At 61.3% G+C, this 19,702-nt stretch carries 23 protein-coding genes; 12 read left to right on the plus strand and 11 right to left on the minus strand.

The genetic code is table 11. The annotated features are described in order from the left end of the window. Positions 1-740: 740 nt before the first annotated feature. A complete protein-coding gene (locus IAE37_RS07210) occupies positions 741-1,220 on the minus strand; it encodes an Lrp/AsnC family transcriptional regulator (protein WP_201171520.1) in 480 nt (159 codons plus the stop codon). A gap of 127 nt (positions 1,221-1,347) precedes the next feature. Between IAE37_RS07210 and IAE37_RS07215 the strand changes: the two genes are divergently transcribed. Continuing rightward, positions 1,348-2,544, plus strand: coding sequence for a methionine gamma-lyase (locus IAE37_RS07215; RefSeq protein ID WP_201171523.1), 1,197 nt, complete (start codon positions 1,348-1,350; stop codon positions 2,542-2,544). A gap of 101 nt (positions 2,545-2,645) precedes the next feature. Here IAE37_RS07215 and IAE37_RS07220 read toward each other — a convergent pair whose 3' ends face one another. The 4 genes from IAE37_RS07220 to IAE37_RS07230 all read right to left on the minus strand — a co-directional run bounded on the left by IAE37_RS07220 (position 2,646) and on the right by IAE37_RS07230 (position 4,347). After that, the gene (locus IAE37_RS07220; RefSeq protein ID WP_236409828.1) at positions 2,646-2,972 is read right to left on the minus strand and encodes a bacteriocin immunity protein; all 327 of its coding nucleotides are present in this window, start codon (positions 2,970-2,972) and stop codon (positions 2,646-2,648) included. A 75-nt stretch (positions 2,973-3,047) separates the two neighbouring features. Continuing rightward, on the minus strand, positions 3,048-3,311 hold the full coding sequence (locus IAE37_RS07225) for a bacteriocin immunity protein (protein WP_201171620.1): 264 nt from the start codon (positions 3,309-3,311) through the stop codon (positions 3,048-3,050). Continuing rightward, complete coding sequence (locus IAE37_RS29060; RefSeq protein ID WP_328822706.1) at positions 3,263-3,520, minus strand: HNH endonuclease signature motif containing protein; 258 nt, start codon at positions 3,518-3,520, stop codon at positions 3,263-3,265. Before IAE37_RS29060 ends, IAE37_RS07225 begins: the two co-directional genes overlap by 49 nt. 389 nt (positions 3,521-3,909) lie before the next feature. Then, positions 3,910-4,347 (minus strand): YhcB family protein, encoded by a 438-nt coding sequence (locus IAE37_RS07230; RefSeq protein ID WP_201171526.1) that lies wholly within the window; start codon positions 4,345-4,347, stop codon positions 3,910-3,912. Between the two features lie 135 nt (positions 4,348-4,482). On the opposite strand from IAE37_RS07230, the gene IAE37_RS07235 reads away from it, so the two are divergent. The 3 genes from IAE37_RS07235 to zapE all read left to right on the plus strand — a co-directional run bounded on the left by IAE37_RS07235 (position 4,483) and on the right by zapE (position 7,753). After that, entirely contained in the window at positions 4,483-5,118 is a 636-nt protein-coding gene (locus IAE37_RS07235) for an alpha/beta hydrolase (protein WP_201171529.1), read from the plus strand. A gap of 25 nt (positions 5,119-5,143) precedes the next feature. Beyond that, a complete protein-coding gene (locus tag IAE37_RS07240; RefSeq protein ID WP_201171532.1) occupies positions 5,144-6,493 on the plus strand; it encodes a tryptophan--tRNA ligase in 1,350 nt (449 codons plus the stop codon). Between the two features lie 165 nt (positions 6,494-6,658). After that, a complete protein-coding gene (gene zapE / locus IAE37_RS07245; protein ID WP_201171534.1) occupies positions 6,659-7,753 on the plus strand; it encodes a cell division protein ZapE in 1,095 nt (364 codons plus the stop codon). Positions 7,754-7,808: 55 nt separating this feature from the next. On the opposite strand, the gene IAE37_RS07250 is transcribed toward zapE, so the two are convergent. Then, positions 7,809-8,729, minus strand: a complete 921-nt coding sequence (locus IAE37_RS07250) for a GlxA family transcriptional regulator (protein WP_201171622.1) — start codon at positions 8,727-8,729, stop codon at positions 7,809-7,811. Between the two features lie 217 nt (positions 8,730-8,946). Next, entirely contained in the window at positions 8,947-9,987 is a 1,041-nt protein-coding gene (locus IAE37_RS07255) for an NADP(H)-dependent aldo-keto reductase (RefSeq protein WP_201171541.1), read from the minus strand. A 257-nt stretch (positions 9,988-10,244) separates the two neighbouring features. On the opposite strand from IAE37_RS07255, the gene rplM reads away from it, so the two are divergent. The 7 genes from rplM to IAE37_RS07290 all read left to right on the plus strand — a co-directional run bounded on the left by rplM (position 10,245) and on the right by IAE37_RS07290 (position 15,114). Next, positions 10,245-10,673: a 50S ribosomal protein L13 gene (gene rplM / locus IAE37_RS07260; protein ID WP_003260798.1), complete on the plus strand. Its 429-nt coding sequence runs from the start codon at positions 10,245-10,247 to the stop codon at positions 10,671-10,673. Positions 10,674-10,687: 14 nt separating this feature from the next. Further along, positions 10,688-11,080 (plus strand): 30S ribosomal protein S9, encoded by a 393-nt coding sequence (rpsI, locus tag IAE37_RS07265; RefSeq protein ID WP_003260797.1) that lies wholly within the window; start codon positions 10,688-10,690, stop codon positions 11,078-11,080. A gap of 263 nt (positions 11,081-11,343) precedes the next feature. Then, positions 11,344-11,937: a ubiquinol-cytochrome c reductase iron-sulfur subunit gene (gene petA, locus IAE37_RS07270; RefSeq protein ID WP_201171544.1), complete on the plus strand. Its 594-nt coding sequence runs from the start codon at positions 11,344-11,346 to the stop codon at positions 11,935-11,937. Beyond that, positions 11,937-13,148 (plus strand): cytochrome b, encoded by a 1,212-nt coding sequence (locus IAE37_RS07275; RefSeq protein ID WP_201171548.1) that lies wholly within the window; start codon positions 11,937-11,939, stop codon positions 13,146-13,148. Before petA ends, IAE37_RS07275 begins: the two co-directional genes overlap by 1 nt. Next, positions 13,148-13,927 carry a cytochrome c1 gene (locus IAE37_RS07280; protein WP_201171550.1) on the plus strand — a complete coding sequence of 260 codons (780 nt, stop codon included), beginning with the start codon at positions 13,148-13,150 and terminating at the stop codon, positions 13,925-13,927. Before IAE37_RS07275 ends, IAE37_RS07280 begins: the two co-directional genes overlap by 1 nt. Positions 13,928-14,048: 121 nt before the next feature. After that, positions 14,049-14,672, plus strand: coding sequence for a glutathione S-transferase N-terminal domain-containing protein (locus IAE37_RS07285; protein ID WP_201171552.1), 624 nt, complete (start codon positions 14,049-14,051; stop codon positions 14,670-14,672). Positions 14,673-14,682: 10 nt separating this feature from the next. After that, positions 14,683-15,114, plus strand: a complete 432-nt coding sequence (locus IAE37_RS07290; protein ID WP_201171554.1) for a ClpXP protease specificity-enhancing factor — start codon at positions 14,683-14,685, stop codon at positions 15,112-15,114. A gap of 52 nt (positions 15,115-15,166) precedes the next feature. Here the strand turns inward: IAE37_RS07290 and IAE37_RS07295 are convergent, their stop codons facing one another. The 4 genes from IAE37_RS07295 to IAE37_RS07310 form a co-directional block, all read right to left on the minus strand. After that, positions 15,167-15,745 (minus strand): BON domain-containing protein, encoded by a 579-nt coding sequence (locus tag IAE37_RS07295; protein WP_201171556.1) that lies wholly within the window; start codon positions 15,743-15,745, stop codon positions 15,167-15,169. Next, positions 15,742-16,335, minus strand: coding sequence for a phosphoheptose isomerase (locus IAE37_RS07300; RefSeq protein ID WP_136913061.1), 594 nt, complete (start codon positions 16,333-16,335; stop codon positions 15,742-15,744). Before IAE37_RS07300 ends, IAE37_RS07295 begins: the two co-directional genes overlap by 4 nt. Positions 16,336-16,421: 86 nt before the next feature. Then, positions 16,422-16,793, minus strand: coding sequence for a YraN family protein (locus tag IAE37_RS07305; protein WP_201171557.1), 372 nt, complete (start codon positions 16,791-16,793; stop codon positions 16,422-16,424). Continuing rightward, a complete protein-coding gene (locus IAE37_RS07310; protein ID WP_201171559.1) occupies positions 16,793-18,610 on the minus strand; it encodes a penicillin-binding protein activator in 1,818 nt (605 codons plus the stop codon). The genes IAE37_RS07305 and IAE37_RS07310 overlap by 1 nt, the downstream gene beginning before the upstream one ends. Positions 18,611-18,830: 220 nt before the next feature. Here IAE37_RS07310 and rsmI point away from each other — a divergent pair, with 220 nt between their 5' ends. Continuing rightward, the gene (rsmI, locus tag IAE37_RS07315; protein ID WP_201171624.1) at positions 18,831-19,673 is read left to right on the plus strand and encodes a 16S rRNA (cytidine(1402)-2'-O)-methyltransferase; all 843 of its coding nucleotides are present in this window, start codon (positions 18,831-18,833) and stop codon (positions 19,671-19,673) included. Positions 19,674-19,702: the final 29 nt, after the last annotated feature.

Raw genomic sequence — 19,702 nt, forward strand, 5'->3', positions numbered from 1 at the left:
GGTAAATACAAGAAAGTTCGCATTCAGCGCTTTGGCGGTTCCGGAGGGGTCGTCCTTCCCCCGAATCAGGCAATGAATGCAGGCGATTTTATAAGATCACCAAACGGGCGTTATATCTTGCGTCTTCGTCCTGATGGGAATCTGGTGCTTGAAGATCGTGGCGCCGTAATCTGGGTGGCTAACGAAAAACAGCCGCATAGCTATACGTTCAAACTCAGAAGGCGCGAACCGCTTCACTTCATAATCAAAAATTCAGGGTTCCTCTATGATCCTGCCCGCAGCCGGATATGGTCGGCCCAAGCTACCGAAACCCGGAGTTCTATCTGCCTAGGTACTATGCTTTTGAATTAGGCGATAGTGTTCTTGATAATCTATTTCTCTTTCGCAGCCTTGTCGGTAGGGATCCATATCACATTTGAATGCTGTGTTGTGTTGATTGGCTGGCCATGAGCAACCTTTGACGCACCCGGAGAGAATAATTATCGCTATGGGGATTAATATTTTCATGATGGCTCGCGCATTGATGTTAAGCGCTATTTTTTGCTACGACATACCTTGTCTGATACCTAGATTTTCTCCGGACTCAGTGAGACGTTTCCTCTGAGCGCTGGGGATCTTTCTGATGGTGCTCGGTAGCGATCTCCAGGTGGGAAGGCGTTTCCAGGCAAAAAAGGCCAAACGCCATGGATTTTGGATGGCACGTCCACATAAGAAAGTGTCTCAGCCTCGCATGGCTCGCTTCAGATGTGTGTCTCCGACACCGGAATGACCCGTTTTTCCTTTACAGCCTTATAGGAAAAGCTCGAATAAATTTCCTTCACCCCCGGCAACCGCTGCAGCACCTCGCGTGTGAATTCCCCAAAAGACTCCAAATCCCGCGCCAATATCTCCAACAAAAAGTCATACCGCCCTGAAATGTTATGGCAGGCGACGATCTCGGGAATCTCCATCAGCCGCCGCTCGAACGCCAATGCCATGTCCTTGGTATGCGAATCCATCATGATGCTGACGAACGCCGTCACTCCAAAGCCTAGCGACTTGGGGGAAAGAATTGCCTGGTAGCCGGTTATGAACCCGTTGTCCTCGAGCAACTTGACCCGCCGCCAGCACGGTGATGTGGTCAGGGCCACCTGGTCGGCCAGTTCGGAAACGGTCAACCGGGCATTGTCTTGCAAGGCGGCGAGCAGGGCGCGGTCGGTGCGGTCGAGGGTGGTTGGCATGATTTGCCCTCAGGAGGTCTTTTTTGTCGTTCTGGTTCCAATAAACCCGCAAATGCGTGGGTTATTTTGGAAAAATTCAGGCTGTCTGGTGGCATAAGCTTAGAACAAACCACCAGAGGTCGTTGCCATGCGCAACTCCCAGAACAACAGCGGTTTCTCTACCCGGGCCATCCACCACGGCTATGACCCGCTCAGCCACGGCGGCGCCTTGGTGCCGCCGATCTACCAGACCGCGACCTACGCCTTCCCCAGCGTCGAGTACGGTGCGGCGTGCTTCGCCGGGGAGGAGGGCGGGCATTTCTACAGTCGCATCTCCAACCCCACCCTGGCCTTGCTGGAGCAGCGCATGGCTTCTCTGGAGGGGGGCGATGCGGGTCTGGCCCTGGCCTCGGGCATGGGGGCGATCACCTCGACCCTGTGGACGCTGCTGCGCCCCGGAGACGAGCTGCTCGTGGGGCGCACGGTGTATGGCTGCACCTTCGCCTACATGCACCATGGCCTTGGCGAATTCGGCATCAAGATCCGCCATATCGACCTCAACGACCCCAAGGCGCTGAAGGCGGCGATCACTCCCAGGACGCGAATGATCTATTTCGAGACCCCGGCCAACCCCAACATGCAACTGGTGGATATCACGGCGGTGGTCGAGGCGGCGCGTGGGCATGATGTCCACGTGGTGGTCGACAACACCTACTGCACGCCGTACCTGCAGCGGCCGCTGGAGCTGGGCGCGGACCTGGTGGTGCATTCGGCCACCAAGTACCTCAGTGGCCATGGCGATATCACCGCCGGCTTGGTCGTCGGGCGCAAGGCGCTGATCGACCGGATTCGCCTGGAAGGGCTCAAGGACATGACCGGTGCGGTGCTCTCGCCGCATGACGCTTCGTTGCTGATGCGCGGCATCAAGACCTTGGCGCTGCGCATGGATCGCCATTGCGACAACGCGCAGCAGGTGGCCGAACTGTTGGCGGGCCAGCCGCAGGTCGAGCTGATCCACTATCCTGGGTTGCCTTCGTTCGCCCAGTACGATCTGGCGCAGCGGCAGATGAGCAAACCGGGTGGGATGATCGCCTTCGAGCTCAAGGGCGGGATCGAGGCCGGACGGCGCTTCATGAATGCCCTGCAGTTGTTTGCCAGGGCTGTGAGCCTGGGCGATGCCGAGTCGCTGGCGCAGCATCCGGCGAGCATGACCCATTCCAGCTATACGCCCAAGGAGCGGGCGCATCATGGGATTTCGGAAGGATTGGTGCGGTTGTCGGTGGGGTTGGAGGATGTGGAGGATTTGTCGGCGGATATCGAGCAGGCGCTGGGGGCGTGCAGCTAGGTAGCCCGTGCCCTGCCTCGTCTGCTCGATACATTCTCCGAGAGTTCAATTAGAGCAGGAAAATTAGTTCGTCCCCTTTATCCTATAGGTGTGTGGCGCTGCTAGCTGGGCTTGAAGTCTGCTTTGCCATTGGCGGCTCGCCATTCTTTAATGATCGCCAATACTTGTTCAGGCTCGCCTTGGTTGCTTCCTTCTGGTCTGAAAAAAAGATCACTGCCCGCGGGGTGTTCAGTGATTTTTTCAAAGTGCTCAATTAAAGGTGTCAGCTTGCTGTCGGGTTCATCCTCGATGGCTCTGTGTATCTCATGAAGAAACGCCCTGAATTCTTGTTCGGTATATTGTTCAAGTTCGGATTTAGTAGTCATTTTTGTCTTCATGATGAACGTGGTTATGGCTTTTAGGTGTAACTTCTTAAGGGTGAGCGCCATTGGCGCAATGTTCGTTCGCATCAAATATTGGGTGGCAACAGGCCGTCTTTACCTTAAGCCAGTGACTTGCGCTGTCTAGCTGGGTTTGAATATCTCTTTATGATGGGTAAGTCGCCACTCTTTGACGATTTTCACAATTTCTTCAGCCTCGTTGTCAGTCTCGGAGGCAGGCCCGAATAGCAGGTCGTAGCCGGAAGGGTGTTCGGTGATTTTTGCAAAGTGGAGAAGAAGCGAAGAGTAGATATTGTCTGGCGCGTCAATGTTGGCCCTATTGATTTCGTTGATAAATGCTATGAACTCTTGCTCAGTATAATCGCTGAGCTTCTGCTTGAGGGTAATGGCTTATCTCCGTAGTGTATTTTGTGATGAGCCGAGGGTGTTATTGTTCTAAGGTTTTCCATGTCGTAGACGCCACCGTCGTCGTGAATCGGGATAGAGTGATGGGCTACAAAGGTTGCCGGGTTCATGTGCCGATCAATGTAGTAAACCCTAGATGATATTGGCTGTATCGTACACTCCGTCTCCTTCGCTAATTGGGATTGCGTAATGAAGTACGTAGGTCAGCTGGTTCAGGTAGGCTATGATGGGTGGAGTTGAATTTTGGGTATGCCAGAGGTGGCCTTTTTCGATGTAGGGAGAATCTCGAATTCAGGCTAAATTGCCAAAAGCTAGCGTATTGGATTGCACGGCAGCATGATGGCTGCAGTTCTGGGGGTGTTTAATTAGTGTTCTTGGAAGTAGTTATTTTGCGATTCATCGGTCTTTCACTGTATGAAATAGAAATTATGACTCAGGGCTTATAGCTCTTTTCTCAGGATTTTCCGGGCAAGATTCGCCGGTAGTGATGGGGCGCTCGATATCCGCCGCGCTGCAACTATCAAGCCGAGCCCACAAAAAAGGCCTCTTGCGAGGCCTTCTGAAGTTCCAGTTCAGCGAATCAACGCTTGAGCCCATAGCTCTCGTCGAGCATGCCTGGCGAGTTCGGCGACTTCGGCGCGTAGTCGCGTGGCACTTCGGCGGTGTCCTTCGGCGGCGTCAGACGGTCGCGTGGGCCCTGCGCGGCTTCGGAGTGCAGGGCGGCCAGCAGGCGCTGACGGGTCAGGTCGTCGAGGGCCAGGGTGTTGGCGCCGTCGGCCAGGTGATCCTGGACGTCCTGGTAGCTCTGGGTCAGTTTCTTCACCAGCACGGCAGTGCTGTTGAAGTGGGTGATGACCTCGTTCTGGTAGCTGTCGAAGCGTTTTTGCATATCGTCCAGCTGACGCTGGGTGCTGCTGGGCGCAGCGTTGGGCAGCAGGCGGGCTGCGATGAAACCGACCGCCACGCCGATGACCAGGGCCAGGGTTGGCAACAACCAAACAAGGAGCGAGAGTTCCACGAGTCCTTCCTCTATAAACGGCTTTGCTTTACGTTAACGGCTCAGACCTGCGCTGTATACCGCGAGCGATCGCAAATCAGAACAGAATTCTTCACCTAGACGAATCGACCCAACCCGAGGTCACGGAGTAGTACCTTGCTCGTGCGCGAAACCCCCTTGTTCATCGATGGCCCCAGCGGCCAGCTGGAAGCCTTGTACCTGGACGTGGCCGATGCCCGTGGTGCGGTCCTGATCTGCCACCCCAACCCGGTCCAGGGCGGCACCATGCTCAACAAGGTGGTCTCGACCCTGCAGCGTACCGCCCGCGATGCCGGCTACGTGACTCTGCGCTTCAACTACCGCGGTGTCGGCCAGAGCGCCGGCAGCCATGACATGGGCGCTGGCGAAGTGGCCGATGCCGAAGCCGCCGCCGCCTGGTTGCGCGAGCGCCATCCGCAGCTGCCGCTGGTGCTGATGGGCTTCTCGTTCGGTGGCTTCGTCGCTACCAGCCTGGCCGGGCGCCTGGAAGGGCAGGGGGTGGAGCTGCAACACCTGTTCATGATCGCCCCGGCGGTGATGCGTCTGACCGAGGACTTCCCGCTGCCGCAACGCTGCCCGATCAGCCTGGTGCAGCCCGACAGCGATGAGGTCGTGGATCCGCAGCTGGTATACGCCTGGTCCGACGCACTGGCGCGCCCCCATGAGCTGCTGAAAGTGGCAGAATGCGGACACTTCTTCCATGGCAAGCTGACCGATCTGAAGGATCTGCTGCTGCCGCGCCTTTCGAACTGAGCCAAGCCTGAATAAGCGAACACCCATGACCACGCGCATCCTTACCGGTATCACCACCACCGGCACCCCGCACCTGGGCAACTACGCCGGGGCCATCCGCCCGGCGATCGTCGCCAGCCAGCAGCCGGGCGCCGACTCGTTCTACTTCCTGGCCGACTACCACGCCCTGATCAAGTGCGACGATCCGCTGCGCATCCAGCGTTCGCGCCTGGAAATCGCCGCCACCTGGCTGGCCGGCGGTCTCGATCCGGACAAGGTGACCTTCTACCGCCAGTCCGATATCCCCGAGATCCCCGAGCTGACCTGGCTGCTCACCTGCGTCAGTGCCAAGGGCCTGCTCAACCGCGCCCATGCCTACAAGGCTTCGGTGGACAAGAACGTGGAAAACGGCGAAGACCCGGATGCCGGCGTGACCATGGGCCTGTACAGCTACCCGGTGCTGATGGCAGCCGACATCCTGATGTTCAACGCCCACAAGGTGCCGGTCGGCCGTGACCAGATCCAGCACGTGGAAATGGCCCGCGACATCGGCCAGCGCTTCAACCACCTGTTCGGCCAGGGCAAGGACTTCTTCGCCCTGCCCGAGGCGGTGATCGAGGAGAGCGTGGCGACCCTGCCGGGCCTGGACGGTCGCAAGATGTCCAAGAGCTACGACAACACCATCCCGCTGTTCACCAGCGCCAAGGACATGAAGGACGCCATCTCGCGCATCGTCACCGACTCGCGCGCGCCCGGCGAAGCCAAGGACCCGGACAATTCGCACCTGTCCACCCTGTTCCAGGCCTTCTCCACCCCGGCGCAGTGCGCCGAATTCCGCGAAGAACTGCTGCAGGGCCTGGGCTGGGGTGAGGCCAAGCAGCGCCTGTTCCAGCTGCTCGACGGCCAGCTGGCCGAGAAGCGCGACCACTACCACCAGTTGATTTCGCGTCCATCGGACCTGGAAGACATCCTCCTGGCCGGTGCCGCCAAGGCTCGCAAGATCGCCACGCCGTTCCTCGAGCAACTGCGCGAGGCCGTTGGCCTGCGTTCGTTCCGCAGCAGCGTGCAGGCCAGCACCGAGGTGAAGAAGAAAGCCGCCAAGACCGCGCGCTTCGTCAGCTTCCGTGACGACGACGGCAGCTTCCGCTTCCGCCTGCTGGCCGCCGATGGCGAGCAGTTGCTGCTGTCGCGCAGCTTCGCCGACGGCAAGAGCGCCGGAGCGGTGAGCAAGCAATTGCAGCAGGGTGGCGAGGCCGATGTACGCGTCGAAGGCCTGGGCTTCAGCCTGTGGTTGAACGACGAGCAGGTTGCCGACGGGCCGCAGTTCGACAGCGCCGAGGCCCGTGATTCGGCCATTCAGACCCTGCGCGAGGCGCTGGCCCCACAGCAGGACTGAGCCGGGGACCTGTAGGAGCGGGCTTGCCCGCGAAGCAGGCGCCGCGTTGCATGGCACCGGCCATGCCGGTGTTCGCGGGCAAGCCCGCTCCCACAGACTGATTGCCATTAAGCGGGCCGCTCGCTACAGTGACGGCCCGTTTTTTGTTGCCTCGCTAACGAAATCATGACGCCCCTAGAACGATATCAAGCAGATCTGAAACGTCCCGACTTCTTCCATGATGCGGCGCAGGAAACTGCGGTGCGTCACCTGCAGCGCCTGTACGACGACCTGGTGCACGCGCAGAACAACAAGCCGGGTGTGTTCGGCAAGCTGTTCGGCAAGAAGGAGCAGACGCCGGTCAAGGGTCTGTACTTCTGGGGTGGGGTTGGCCGAGGCAAGACCTACCTGGTCGATACCTTCTTCGAGGCGCTGCCGTTCAAGCAGAAGATGCGTACGCACTTCCACCGCTTCATGAAGCGTGTGCACGAGGAAATGAAAACCCTCAAGGGTGAGAAGAACCCGCTGACCATCATCGCCAAGCGCTTCAGCGAAGAAGCCAAGGTGATCTGCTTCGACGAGTTCTTCGTCTCCGATATCACCGACGCGATGATTCTCGGCACCTTGATGGAAGAGCTGTTCAAGAACGGCGTATCGCTGGTGGCGACCTCCAACATCGTCCCCGACGGCCTGTACAAGGACGGCCTGCAGCGTGCGCGCTTCCTGCCGGCCATCGCCATGATCAAGCAGTACACCGACGTGGTGAACGTCGACAGCGGCGTCGACTACCGCCTGCGGCACCTGGAGCAGGCCGAACTGTTCCACTACCCGCTCAATGACGCTGCCCACCAGAGCATGCTTGCCAGCTTCAAGGCCTTGACCCCCGAGTGCACGCAGGCCGTCGAGAACGACGTGCTGATGATCGAGAACCGCCCGATCAACGCCCTGCGCACCTGCGACGACGTCGCCTGGTTCGACTTCCGCGCCCTGTGCGACGGGCCGCGCAGCCAGAACGACTACATCGAGCTGGGCAAGATCTTCCACGCCGTATTGCTGAGCAACGTCGAGCAGATGGGCGTCGCCACCGACGACATCGCCCGCCGCTTCATCAACATGGTGGACGAGTTCTACGACCGCAACGTCAAGTTGATCATCTCTGCCGAGGTCGAGCTCAAGGACCTGTATACCGGCGGTCGCTTGGCCTTCGAGTTCCAGCGGACCCTTAGCCGGTTGCTGGAGATGCAGTCGCACGAGTTCCTTTCGCGGGCGCACAAGCCTTAAGCGTATTGGGGCCGCGATGGGCTGCAACGCAGCCCCATGGCCCTCAAGATGGCTCTCAAGCTTCCTGCATGAACTGCTGCCGATACTGGTTCGGCGACAACTCCGTGTGCTGGCGGAACAGCCGCGCGAAGAAACTGGCATCGTCGTAGCCGACCTCGTAGCTGATGGTCTTGATGCTCTTGCGCGTACTCGACAACAAGCCCTTCGCCGTCTCGATCCGCAGCCGTTGCAGGTAGTGCAGCGGCTTGTCACCGGTGGCCCCCTGGAAGCGGCGCATGAAGTTGCGGATGCTCATGCCGTGGTTGCGGGCCACGTCCTCGAAGCGGAACTTGTCGGCGAAGTGCTCCTCCAGCCAGTGCTGGATCTGCAGGATGATCAGGTCCTGGTGCAGCTTCTGGCCGCCGAAGCCCATGCGCCCGGGGGTGTAGCTGCGCTGCACTTCATAGAGGGTGTCGCGCGATACGGCGCGGGCCACGTTGGCCCCGCAGAAGCGCTCGATCAGGTAGACGTACAGGTCGCAGGCCGAGGTGGTGCCGCCGGCGCAGTAGAGGTTGTCGGCGTCGGTCAGGTGCTTGTCCTGGTTGAGCCGCACATTGGGGTAGCGCTCGGCGAAGGTGCTGAAGAAGCGCCAATAGGTGGTCGCTTCCTTGCCATCGAGCAGCCCGGCTTCGGCGAGCCAGAACACGCCGCTGGCCTGCGCGCACAACACCGCACCCCGGGCATGCTGCTCGCGCAGCCATGGCAGTACCTGTGGATAACGCTGCAGGAGGCTGTCGAAGTCTTCCCAGAACGCCGGGAGAATGATCACGTCGGCATCGCTGAGGCTGGCGTCGACCGGAAGTTGGACGTTGCTGAAACTGTCCACCGGCTGCCCGTCCGGGCTGACCAGCGTGATATCGAAGATTGGCTGCAGGCCCAGGCCAAGCTGCTTGCTGTAGCGCAGGCTGGCGAGATGGAAGAAGTCCTTGGCCTGCATCAGGGTCGATGCGAACACTTTGTCGATGGCCAGGATGCTGACGCGGCGCAATGACGCCGAGGGTTGGGTAAACATCATTGTCATTGTTCTTATAGGGTAGAGTGGTCAATCACCGGCTGGATCGTCTTATTTTTTGGCGATTGTGTCTACCCCGCTGGAATCGCGCCGCCCCCTTCGCGGGTAAACCCGCTCCTACAGAGGGCGGCGCGGTTTCAGCTCAAGGCGCCGGATTCGGCTGGTCCTGGTGAATCGCTTCGATGGCTGCCAGCAATTCGTCGCTGAGGTTCAGCGCCAGGCTCGCCAGGTTGCTGTCGAGCTGTTCCAGGCTGGTGGCGCCGATGATGTTGCTGGTCACGAACGGCTGGCGGGTGACGAAGGCCAGGGCCATCTGCGCCGGATCCAGGCCGTGGTCCTTGGCCAGCTGCACGTAGCGGCTGCAGGCCGCCACCGTCTGCGGGTTGGAGTAGCGGGCGAAGCGGCTGAACAGGGTCAGGCGGCCTTTTTCCGGGCGCGCACCATTCTCGTACTTGCCCGACAGCATGCCGAAGGCCAGCGGCGAGTAGGCCAGCAACCCGCATTGCTCGCGGATCGCCACCTCCGCCAGGCCCACCTCGAAGCTGCGGTTGAGCAGGTTGTACGGGTTCTGGATCGACACCGCCCGCGGCCAGCCGCGGCTCTCGGCCAGGTGCAGGAACTTCATGGTGCCCCACGGGGTTTCGTTGGACAGGCCGATATGGCGGATCTTGCCGGCACGCACCTGTTCGTCGAGGACCTCGAGGGTCTCTTCCAGCGGGGTGAAGTGGTCCTGGGGCAGGTGCTGGTAGCCCAGCTTGCCGAAGAAGTTGGTGCTGCGCTCGGGCCAATGCAGCTGGTACAGGTCGATGCGGTCGGTCTGCAGGCGTTCGAGGCTGGCATCCAGCGCCGCGACGATGTGCTGACGGTTATGCTTGAGCTGACCATCGCGGATATGGCTGATGCCGTTGCCCGGGCCGGCGACCTTGCTGGCCAGGACCCAGTCGTCGCGGTCGCCGTTGGCGCGGAACCAGTTGCCGATGATGCGCTCGGTGGCGGCGTACGTTTCCGGGCGCGGCGGCACCGGATACATCTCGGCGGTGTCGATGAAGTTGACTCCGTGGGCCTTGGCCCGGGAAATCTGCTCGAAGGCCTCATCCTGGGTGTTCTGCTCGCCCCAGGTCATGGTGCCCAGACACAGGGCGCTGACGTCGAGGTCGGTACGGCCGAGCTTGCGGTATTCCATCGGGGAGACTCTCCTTGGCAAAGAAGCCCATAAAAGCAGGTTGAAATTTTTCGCGCAATCTGGATAATTCGGCCCCTCTCCGTGTGGCGGAAGTGATGCACCACCACGCAGGAAGAACCCCGTCGAACATTGGCGTGCCCGACCCGAGCCCCCAAAAGCGTCAGCGTTCGGCTGCGCGTTTGCCCTTGGCAATCTGCGCACTATCCAGTAAGATTCGCCGTCTATTTTTCGCTGGGCGGCCTCTGAGGCTTTAGAGAATGAAAACTTTTACTGCTAAACCGGAAACAGTAAAGCGCGAGTGGTTCGTAGTCGACGCCGCTGGCCAGACCCTGGGTCGTCTGGCTACCGAAATCGCTAGCCGTCTGCGTGGCAAGCACAAACCAGAGTACACCCCTCACGTTGACACCGGCGACTACATCGTCGTCATCAACGCTGAACAGGTTCGTGTGACTGGTGCCAAGTCTTCCGACAAAATGTACTACTCCCACTCCGGTTTCCCAGGTGGCATCAAGGAAATCAACTTCGAGAAGTTGATCGCCAAAGCCCCTGAGCGTGTTATCGAAACCGCGGTCAAAGGCATGCTGCCGAAGAACCCGCTGGGTCGCGACATGTACCGTAAGCTGAAAGTGTACGCGGGTGCTGCTCACCCACACACTGCTCAGCAGCCTCAAGAACTGAAGATCTAACGGGATAGTTCATTATGTCGGCGACTCAAAATTACGGCACTGGCCGTCGCAAGACCGCAACCGCTCGCGTTTTCCTGCGTCCGGGTACTGGTAACATCTCCATCAACAACCGTTCTCTGGACGTGTTCTTCGGTCGTGAAACCGCTCGTATGGTTGTTCGCCAGCCGCTGGAGCTGACCGAGACCGTCGAGAAGTTCGACATCTACGTCACCGTTTCCGGTGGTGGTGTCAGCGGTCAAGCCGGTGCGATCCGTCACGGTATCACCCGCGCTCTGATGGAATACGACGAAACCCTGCGTGGCGCTCTGCGTCGTGCTGGCTACGTCACCCGCGACGCTCGTGAAGTCGAGCGTAAGAAAGTGGGTCTGCGTAAAGCGCGTAAGCGTCCTCAGTACTCCAAGCGTTAATACCGCTTCGGCAGTCGAAAAAAGCCCGGTTCCTTGGAACCGGGCTTTTTTTTGGGCTTGAACTAACCTGTCAGCATGTCGGTGACCGTTGGTCGCATAGACGCAGATCAAGCAAAGCGCGGGTTATGGCCTCGGCTGGGGGTAATCACCTTGTCATTGTGTGGATTTGTTTCTTACCATGGCGACCAATTTTTAGTGCCACTGACACAACCTAAGTACAGGTCTGGTTCAACAGGCCAAGCAAGCTGATGGGAGAGGACTGAATGAGCAATGACGGCGTCAACGCAGGCCGGCGCCGCTTCCTCGTAGCCGCGACATCCGTGGTCGGGGCGGCGGGGGCAGTGGGGGCAGCGGTACCGTTCGTGGGGTCATGGTTTCCCAGTGCCAAGGCGAAGGCCGCCGGTGCGCCGGTGAAGGTCAATATCGCCAAGGTCGAGCCCGGCCAGCAGATGGTTGCCGAGTGGCGTGGCCAACCGGTATTCATCGTGCGGCGAACGCAAGAGATCCTCGGCAACCTCAAGAAGATCACTGCCGAGCTCTCCGATCCCGAATCGAAGGATTCCGTGCAGCCGGCCTATGTCGACCCGCAGGTGCGCTCGATCAAGCCGGAAATCCTCATTCTCGTCGGCCTGTGCACCCATCTCGGCTGCTCGCCCACCTTCCGTCCGGAAGTGGCGCCGGCCGACCTGGGCCCCAAATGGGTCGGTGGCTATTTCTGCCCCTGCCATGGTTCCCACTACGACCTTGCAGGGCGCGTCTACAAGTCCCAGCCGGCGCCGCTCAACCTGCCGGTGCCGCCGCATTCGTACGAGTCTGACGACATCATCGTCATCGGCGTCGATCAGGAGAACGCATGATGAGCAAGTTCATGGACTGGGTCGATGCGCGCTTCCCCGCCACCAAGATGTGGGAAGACCACCTGAGCAAGTACTACGCGCCGAAAAACTTCAACTTCCTGTACTTCTTCGGCTCCCTGGCACTGCTGGTGCTGGTGAACCAGATCGTCACCGGTGTGTGGCTGACCATGAGCTTCACGCCGTCGGCCGAGGAGGCCTTTGCCTCGGTCGAGTACATCATGCGCGACGTCGAGTACGGTTGGATCCTGCGCTACCTGCACTCGACCGGCGCCTCGGCGTTCTTCATCGTCGTCTACCTGCACATGTTCCGCGGCTTGCTCTACGGCTCCTACCAGAAGCCGCGCGAGCTGGTCTGGCTGTTCGGCATGCTGATCTACCTGGCGCTGATGGCCGAAGCCTTCATGGGCTACCTGCTGCCCTGGGGTCAGATGTCGTATTGGGGTGCTCAGGTGATCATCTCGCTGTTCGGTGCCATTCCGGTGATCGGCGATGACCTGACCATGTGGATTCGCGGCGACTACCTGATATCCGGCATCACCCTCAACCGCTTCTTCGCCCTGCATGTGGTGGCCCTGCCGATCGTGATCCTCGGCCTGGTGGTGCTGCACATCCTGGCGCTGCACGAAGTGGGGTCGAACAACCCCGATGGTGTCGACATCAAGAAGAAAAAGGACGAGAGCGGCATTCCGCTCGACGGCATCCCCTTCCACCCGTACTACACGGTCAAGGACATCGTCGGTGTGGTGGTCTTCCTCTTCGTGTTCTGCGCCGTGGTGTTCTTCTTCCCGGAGATGGGCGGGTACTTCCTCGAGAAGCCCAACTTCGAACAGGCGAACGCCTTCAAGACGCCCGAACATATCGCCCCGGTCTGGTACTTCACGCCGTTCTACGCGATCTTGCGTGCGGTGCCTGACAAGCTGTTCGGGGTGATCGCCATGGGTGCGGCCATCGCCGTGCTGTTCGTGTTGCCCTGGCTCGACCGCAGCCCCGTGCGCTCCATGCGCTACAAGGGCTGGTTGAGCAAGATCTTCCTGCTGGTGTTCTGCGTGGCCTTCGTCATCCTCGGCGTGCTTGGCGTGCAGGCGCCAACGCCTGGACGCACCTTGTTGTCGCAGGTCTGTACGGTGCTGTACTTCGCCTACTTCCTGCTGATGCCGTTCTACACAAGGCTCGAGAAGACCAAACCGGTTCCGGAAAGGGTGACTGGCTGATGAAAAAGTTGATTGCAGTATTTCTGCTGGCCGTGATGCCTGCTTTCACCCTCGCTGCCGAGCATGGCCTGGAGCTGGACAAGGTCGACGTCGACCTCACTGACAAAGCTGCCATGCAGGACGGTGCGCGCACGTTCGCCAACTATTGCATGGGCTGCCACAGCGCCAAGTTCCAGCGTTACGAGCGGGTGGCCGACGACCTGGGGATTCCCCACGAGCTGATGCTCGAGAAGCTGGTGTTCACCGGCGCCAAGATCGGCGATCACATGCAGATCGGCATGCAGCCGAGCGATGCCAAGACCTGGTTCGGGGCGGCGCCGCCCGACCTGACCCTGGTGGCGCGGGTGCGCGGCAATGATTGGCTGTACACCTACCTGCGCAGCTTCTACGAGGACAAGTCGCGGCCTTACGGGGTGAACAACAAGGTCTTCCCCAACGTCGGCATGCCCAACGTGCTGGTGGGCCTGCAGGGCAACCAGGTGATCGGTTGCAAGCAGGTGCAGAGCGTGGCCGATGGCAAGAAACAGTACGACCCCTTGACCGGTGCGCCGCTCACCCATGAAGCCTGTGACCAGCTGACCATCACGCCGAATTCCGGTACCCTGACCACCGAGCAGTTCGACGAGAAGGTCAAGAACCTGGTGACCTTCCTGGCCTATTCGGCCAACCCGGTCAAACTGGAAAGCCAGCGCATCGGTACCTACGTGTTGCTGTTCCTGGCTTTCTTCTTCGTGTTCGCCTATTTGCTCAAGCGCGAATACTGGAAGGACGTGCACTGATCACGCAGTAGTTTCTGGTTAGTTGAACGCGCCCTGGGCGCTGCCGCGTAAACACGCGGGAGCCTCCAGGGCGCGTTTGCATTTGCAGTCTTACAAGCATTCCCATGCGAGGAGCCGTTACATGGGCGCGACCAACAGGTTAGCCTGCTATTCCGATCCCGCTGATCACTATTCTCATCGCGTGCGCCTGGTGCTCGCCGAGAAAGGCATCGGCGTGCAGATCATCGACGTCGACCCCGCTCGTCTGCCACCCAAGCTGGTCGAGGCGAACCCCTATGGCAGCGTGCCGACCCTGGTCGACCGCGACCTGGCGTTGTACGAGTCGACCGTGGTAATGGAATACCTCGAGGAGCGTTACCCGCACCCTCCATTGATGCCGGTGTACCCGGTGGCGCGCGGCAACAGTCGCTTGCTGATCCACCGCATCCAGCGCGACTGGTGCGCGCTGGCGGACACCGTGCTCGACCCGCGCAGTACCGAGGCGGCCCGCGCCGAGGCGCGCAAGGCGTTGCGCGAGAGCCTGACTGGCGTTTCCCCGGTGTTCGCCGAGTTCGCCTGCTTCATGAGTGAGGAGCAAAGCCTGGTCGATTGCTGTCTATTGCCCATATTATGGCGATTGCCATTGATGGGTATCGAGTTGCCGCGGCAAGCCAAGCCGCTGCTGGAATACATGGAGCGACAGTTCGCCCGCGAGCCTTTTCAGGCGAGCCTGTCCTCTGCAGAGCGTGAAATGCGCAAGTTTTAAGGAGCCGTTGATGAACTCCAGTCGCCCCTATCTGGTTCGAGCGCTGTACGAGTGGATCGTCGACAACGATTTCACCCCCCATATGCTGGTCAATGCCGAATACCCGGCGGTTCAGGTGCCCCAGGGTTTCGCCAGTGATGGCCAGATCGTCCTGAACATCTCGCCCAGTGCCGTGCGCTGCCTGCACATGGACAACGAGGCGGTCAGCTTCGAAGGTCGTTTCGGTGGCGTTTGCCATACGCTGTACGTGCCGGCCGGCGCCATTCTCGGCATCTATGCCCGGGAAAACGGCCAGGGCATGGTCTTCGAGCTCGAGCCGCCGGTAATGGATGACGAAGCGCTGGACGACGAATGCGTGGAGCCTGATGACGATGGCCCGCCGAGCGGTGGCGGGCAGCCGCCGCGGCCAAGCGGTCGGCCCAGCCTGAAGGTGGTCAAGTAACGAAAAAGGCGATCCATGTGGATCGCCTTTTTTCTGCAGCGTGCGTAGCGGCTCAGTCGATGTATTCGAACAGCTTGACGATCTTCTGCACGCCCGATACCCCTTGCACCACGGCCGTGGCCGAGTTGGCTTCCTGTTGGGTCACCAGGCCCAGCAGGTAGACGATGCCGTTTTCGGTGATGACCTTGATCCGCGAGCTGGGCACGGCGCTGTCGGTCAGCATCTGGGTCTTGATCTTGGTGGTCAGCCAGGCGTCATTGTTGCGCGCCAGGATGGAGGAGGGCTGCATCACCTGCAGCTCGTTGTGCACCTTCTTGACCCGTTGCACCTGGCTGGCGGTTTGCTCGGCCAGGCTCTTGAGGTCTGCGCGTGGGGTCTGCCCGGCCAGCAGGACGATGCCGTTGTAGCTGCTGACGACGATGTGCGAGCCCTTGTCCAGGTCGGGGCTGGCCTTGGCGATGTTCACCGAGGCTTTGGTCTCGATCAGCGAGTCGTCGATCTTGCTGCCGATGGTGCGCGTGCCGCGATCATCCTCGATCGGCGAGTTGCGGGTCGAGGTCAGTACCGAGCTGCAGCCGGTAACGCTCAGGCACAGGGTCAGGGCCATCAGGCCGAGGCGCTTGGGGATCATTCTTCACTCCCGAACAGTTGGCTGTCGATCAGATCGCATAGGCAGTGGATCGCCAGCAGGTGGACTTCCTGGATACGTGCGGTCACCGTCGAAGGCACGCGGATCTCCACGTCCTCGGGCAGCAACAGCGAGGCCATGCCGCCACCGTCACGTCCAGTCATAGCTACGACAATCATTTCGCGATCATGTGCCGCCTGGATCGCTTGAATCACGTTGGCCGAGTTACCGCTGGTAGAAATCGCCAGCAGCACGTCGCCGGGTTGGCCCAGGGCGCGAATCTGCTTGGAGAAGACTTCGTTGTAGCTGTAGTCGTTGGCGATCGAGGTCAGCGTCGAGCTATCGGTGGTCAGGGCGATGGCTGGCAGGCTCGGGCGCTCGCGCTCGAAGCGGTTGAGCAGCTCGGACGAGAAGTGCTGGGCGTCGCCGGCCGAGCCGCCGTTGCCGCAGGCGAGCATCTTGCCTTCGTTGAGCAGGGCGTTGACCATGACCAGGCTGGCCTGCTCGATGTGCGGTGCCAGGATGTCCATTGCCTGTTGCTTGGTATCGATGCTGGCCTGGAACAGCCGGCGAATTCGGGATTGCATGTCCATCTGGTGACCTTAAGTGGGGCGGTGGCCGGCGCGACGCGCAACAGGGACCAGCCCGCGAAACATAGAGCAAAAAAATCGGATTGGGTTCAGCATTCGAAGGCGTTTTTCAGCCACTGGAGTGGCTGGCCTGCGTGGTGGCTGCCCTGCAGGGCGACTACGTCGAAGCGGCAGGGGTGTTCGGCCCAACGGGGCTCCTTTTGTAGAAAGAGACTGGCGGCAAGCACCAGCCTTTTCTGCTTGCGCCCGTCGATACTGCCGAGAGCGCCGCCGAAGCTCGCATGTAGCCGATAGCGGACTTCGACGAATACTACTGTATCGGCGTCGAGCATGACCAGATCAAGCTCGCCGCCTTTGCATCGCCAGTTGCGTGCCAGTAGTCGCAAACCCTGGCCCCGGAGGTAATCGAGGGCCTGGGTTTCCGCATCTTGGCCGGCGCTGGCAGGCGATGCGGTCGCCATCAGCGTGGGGTGTCTGGCAGGCGCTTGACCTGGCCGCCGGAGAACTCGGCCCATGGCAGCTGGCGCTCGATGCGCTGGCCGGGGTTGATGCTCAGGCTGCCGGACAGGCCCTGGACGCGGTTGTCAGGCAGTGCCTTGAGCTGGCCCAGGCGCGGTGCCAGGCTGTAGGCGTCGACGCCCATGGCGTACAGGCGGCCCAGGCTGCCGGCGGCTTGCGGCCACTGTTGCACTACCTGCTGGCGCAGGCTGTTGCTGGTGTCGAGCAGCCATGGCGTTTCGCAGAAGCGGATGCCGTTCATGTCGTTGTACTGGTTGACGTCACCACTGGCGCTGTACAGGTTCGAGGTGGCGTAGACCGGCACGTCGCCGGCGTACTGGAAGTTCAGGGTCGGCTTGATCTGCTGGGCCTGCTGTGGCGTGGCGGCGAGGAAGATGAAGTCGATGTCCTGGCGGCGCGACGGCTGCGCGGAAATATTGCCGCCCACGGTGCTTTGCAGACTCTTGGCGCGGGCTTCGCTCTGGCGCAGCTGGAACAGGTCGGCGATCTGCTGGGCCAGGGCGACCGGTTGCGCGATGCGTTCGGCGGCGAGCAGGGTGCCGCCGTTGCCTTCCCAGTCCTGGCGGAAGGCCGCGAGCACACGGTCGCCCCACTCACCGCTGGGCACCAGGGCCACGGCGCGGACCATGCCGTCGGCGCGGGCGCGACGGGCCACTTCGCGGGCCTCGTCTTCGGCGGCGAGGCCGAACTGGAACAGCTGCGGCGGGGCCTTCTGGCCAGCTTCGGCATAGTTCAGGGCGAGGGTGGTGATCGGCAGTTGCGGATAGGCAGCGAGCTTCTTCACCAGTGGTTTTTCCAGTGGCCCGACCACCAGTTGTACGCCAGCGGCCTGGGCCTCGCGGTAGAAGTCGTCTAGGGAGCTGATCCGCGAGCTGTCGAAGACCTGCACGGCCGGGGCCGGCTGGCCGCTTTGCTGGGCCTGGAAGTGCGCCGCCATGAAGCCATCACGCAGGGCGCGGGCGACGTTGGCCAGGGGGCCTTCCTGGGGCAGAAGCAGGGCGATCTTGGTCAGGGGCTGGCTGGCCAGTTCCTTGAGCTTGACCAGTGCCGTCGGCAATTGCTTGGCGGCCGGGTGGTCGGGATGCTGTGCGCGCCAGGTGTCGATGGCGGCCTGTTGCTGTTCCAGGGTACCGGCGCTTTTCACTGCCAGGGCCAGGCTGGTCCAGCCGGCCAGGGTCGCGTCGGTGCTGGGCTGTTGCAGTTGCTCGGCCGGCAGCGAGGCGACCAGGGCCCAGATCGAGTCATCGTTAGCGCTGGCGGCCTGGCCGCTGAGCAGTGGCGCGAGCAGCACGCGTTGCTGGGCCGCAGCCAGGGCCTGGCCGTCGGCTTCGAGGGCTGCAGCGTGAACGGTGTAGGTGCGGGCCTGCTGGGGCTCTGGCAGTTCGCCGACGCGCGCCAGGCTTGGGTGTGACAGGGCAGTCAGCGCCGCCTTGGGCTGGTTGCGGCTCATGGCCAGCTCCGCCGCGAGGGTGCTCGCGAAGACCTGCTGGGCTGGCTTGAGCGTGTCCAGCGGTACTTGCTGGAGAATGCCTGCGGCGCGCGGGAAGTCCTTCTGCTTGTAAGCCAGGTCGGCGGCGCTCAGGCGCAGCAGCGCGGCATCTTCGGGGGACTTGCTGTTGGCGGCCTTGTCGAGCAGCTGTTCGATGCTGGCATCCGGGGTGCGCGGCAGTTCGCCCAGGCTGGATGAGGGCGAGCTGGCGCAGGCTGCGAGCAGGGCAGCGAAGCAGAGGGCTGTGAACAGCCGCAGGCAAGCGATCATGTAAAAGTCCTGTTACTCGATCAAGTTGGCCGGCAATTGTACCCAAGCCGGGGCGCGGGTGCGATCTTGGCGGTGTCGAACCTTCACTATAGGTGCCTGGAAACGGCTGGGTGGCCAAGTTCTTTGCGCGCTGTTGCAGGCGCTCGGGCTACAATGGCGCCTTTGATCCGAAAGGCAGGTGTGCGCAGTGACTGATGTGGCAGGGGCTTCGAAATCCGTGATGGGTACGCTGTACGTGGTCGCGACTCCGATCGGCAACCTCGACGACATGAGTGCCCGCGCGCTGAAGGTGCTGGGGGATGTGGCGTTGATCGCCGCCGAAGACACCCGGCATTCCATCCGCCTGTTGCAGCACTTCGGCATCGACACGCCACTGGCGGCCTGCCATGAACATAACGAGCGCGACGAAGGCGGGCGCTTCATCACCAAGCTGCTGGCGGGGGAGGACGTGGCGCTGGTCTCCGACGCCGGTACGCCGCTGATTTCCGACCCCGGCTACCACCTGGTGCGCCAGGCGCGTGCAGCCGGGGTCAGCGTGGTGCCGGTGCCGGGGGCGTGCGCGTTGATCGCCGCGCTGTCGGCGGCGGGCCTGCCGTCGGATCGTTTCATCTTCGAAGGCTTCCTGCCCGCCAAGGCGGCTGGGCGCCGCGCACGCCTGGAGCAGGTAAAGGAAGAGCCGCGCACGCTGATCTTCTACGAAGCGCCCCATCGCATCCTCGAGTGCCTCGAGGACATGGAGGCGGTGTTTGGTGGCGAGCGCCCGGCACTGCTGGCCCGTGAGTTGACGAAAACCTTCGAGACCCTCAAGGGCCTGCCGCTGGCTGAACTGCGCGCCTTCGTGGCAGGGGACAGCAACCAGCAGCGTGGTGAGTGCGTGGTGCTGGTCGGCGGCTGGACCGCGCCCGAGGGCGAGCAGGCCATCAGCACCGAGGCCATGCGCGTGCTCGACCTGCTGCTGGCCGAACTGCCGCTCAAGCGTGCGGCCGCCTTGGCGGCGGAAATCACCGGTGTGCGCAAGAACCTGCTGTACCAGGCTGCTCTGGAGAAACAGAAATCCCAGTGAAGACAGAGCGGTATCGCTTGTTCTTGGGC

The sequence above is a fragment of the Pseudomonas sp. S31 genome (assembly GCF_016648105.1).
Lineage (GTDB): Bacteria > Pseudomonadota > Gammaproteobacteria > Pseudomonadales > Pseudomonadaceae > Aquipseudomonas.

Coding starts and splice junctions, on each gene's coding strand:
- rpsI (WP_003260797.1), top strand. CDS start 10,688: ATGTCGGCGACTCAAAATTACGGCACTGGCCGTCGCAAGACCGCAACC.
- IAE37_RS07305 (WP_201171557.1), bottom strand. CDS start 16,793: ATGGCGACCGCATCGCCTGCCAGCGCCGGCCAAGATGCGGAAACCCAG.
- IAE37_RS07215 (WP_201171523.1), top strand. CDS start 1,348: ATGCGCAACTCCCAGAACAACAGCGGTTTCTCTACCCGGGCCATCCAC.
- rplM (WP_003260798.1), top strand. CDS start 10,245: ATGAAAACTTTTACTGCTAAACCGGAAACAGTAAAGCGCGAGTGGTTC.
- IAE37_RS07300 (WP_136913061.1), bottom strand. CDS start 16,335: ATGGACATGCAATCCCGAATTCGCCGGCTGTTCCAGGCCAGCATCGAT.
- IAE37_RS07290 (WP_201171554.1), top strand. CDS start 14,683: ATGAACTCCAGTCGCCCCTATCTGGTTCGAGCGCTGTACGAGTGGATC.
- IAE37_RS07210 (WP_201171520.1), bottom strand. CDS start 1,220: ATGCCAACCACCCTCGACCGCACCGACCGCGCCCTGCTCGCCGCCTTG.
- rsmI (WP_201171624.1), top strand. CDS start 18,831: ATGGGTACGCTGTACGTGGTCGCGACTCCGATCGGCAACCTCGACGAC.
- IAE37_RS07240 (WP_201171532.1), top strand. CDS start 5,144: ATGACCACGCGCATCCTTACCGGTATCACCACCACCGGCACCCCGCAC.
- IAE37_RS07285 (WP_201171552.1), top strand. CDS start 14,049: ATGGGCGCGACCAACAGGTTAGCCTGCTATTCCGATCCCGCTGATCAC.
- IAE37_RS07310 (WP_201171559.1), bottom strand. CDS start 18,610: ATGATCGCTTGCCTGCGGCTGTTCACAGCCCTCTGCTTCGCTGCCCTG.
- zapE (WP_201171534.1), top strand. CDS start 6,659: ATGACGCCCCTAGAACGATATCAAGCAGATCTGAAACGTCCCGACTTC.
- IAE37_RS07220 (WP_236409828.1), bottom strand. CDS start 2,972: ATGGCGCTCACCCTTAAGAAGTTACACCTAAAAGCCATAACCACGTTC.
- IAE37_RS07295 (WP_201171556.1), bottom strand. CDS start 15,745: ATGATCCCCAAGCGCCTCGGCCTGATGGCCCTGACCCTGTGCCTGAGC.
- IAE37_RS07250 (WP_201171622.1), bottom strand. CDS start 8,729: ATGCAGGCCAAGGACTTCTTCCATCTCGCCAGCCTGCGCTACAGCAAG.
- IAE37_RS07255 (WP_201171541.1), bottom strand. CDS start 9,987: ATGGAATACCGCAAGCTCGGCCGTACCGACCTCGACGTCAGCGCCCTG.
- IAE37_RS07275 (WP_201171548.1), top strand. CDS start 11,937: ATGAGCAAGTTCATGGACTGGGTCGATGCGCGCTTCCCCGCCACCAAG.
- petA (WP_201171544.1), top strand. CDS start 11,344: ATGAGCAATGACGGCGTCAACGCAGGCCGGCGCCGCTTCCTCGTAGCC.
- IAE37_RS07280 (WP_201171550.1), top strand. CDS start 13,148: ATGAAAAAGTTGATTGCAGTATTTCTGCTGGCCGTGATGCCTGCTTTC.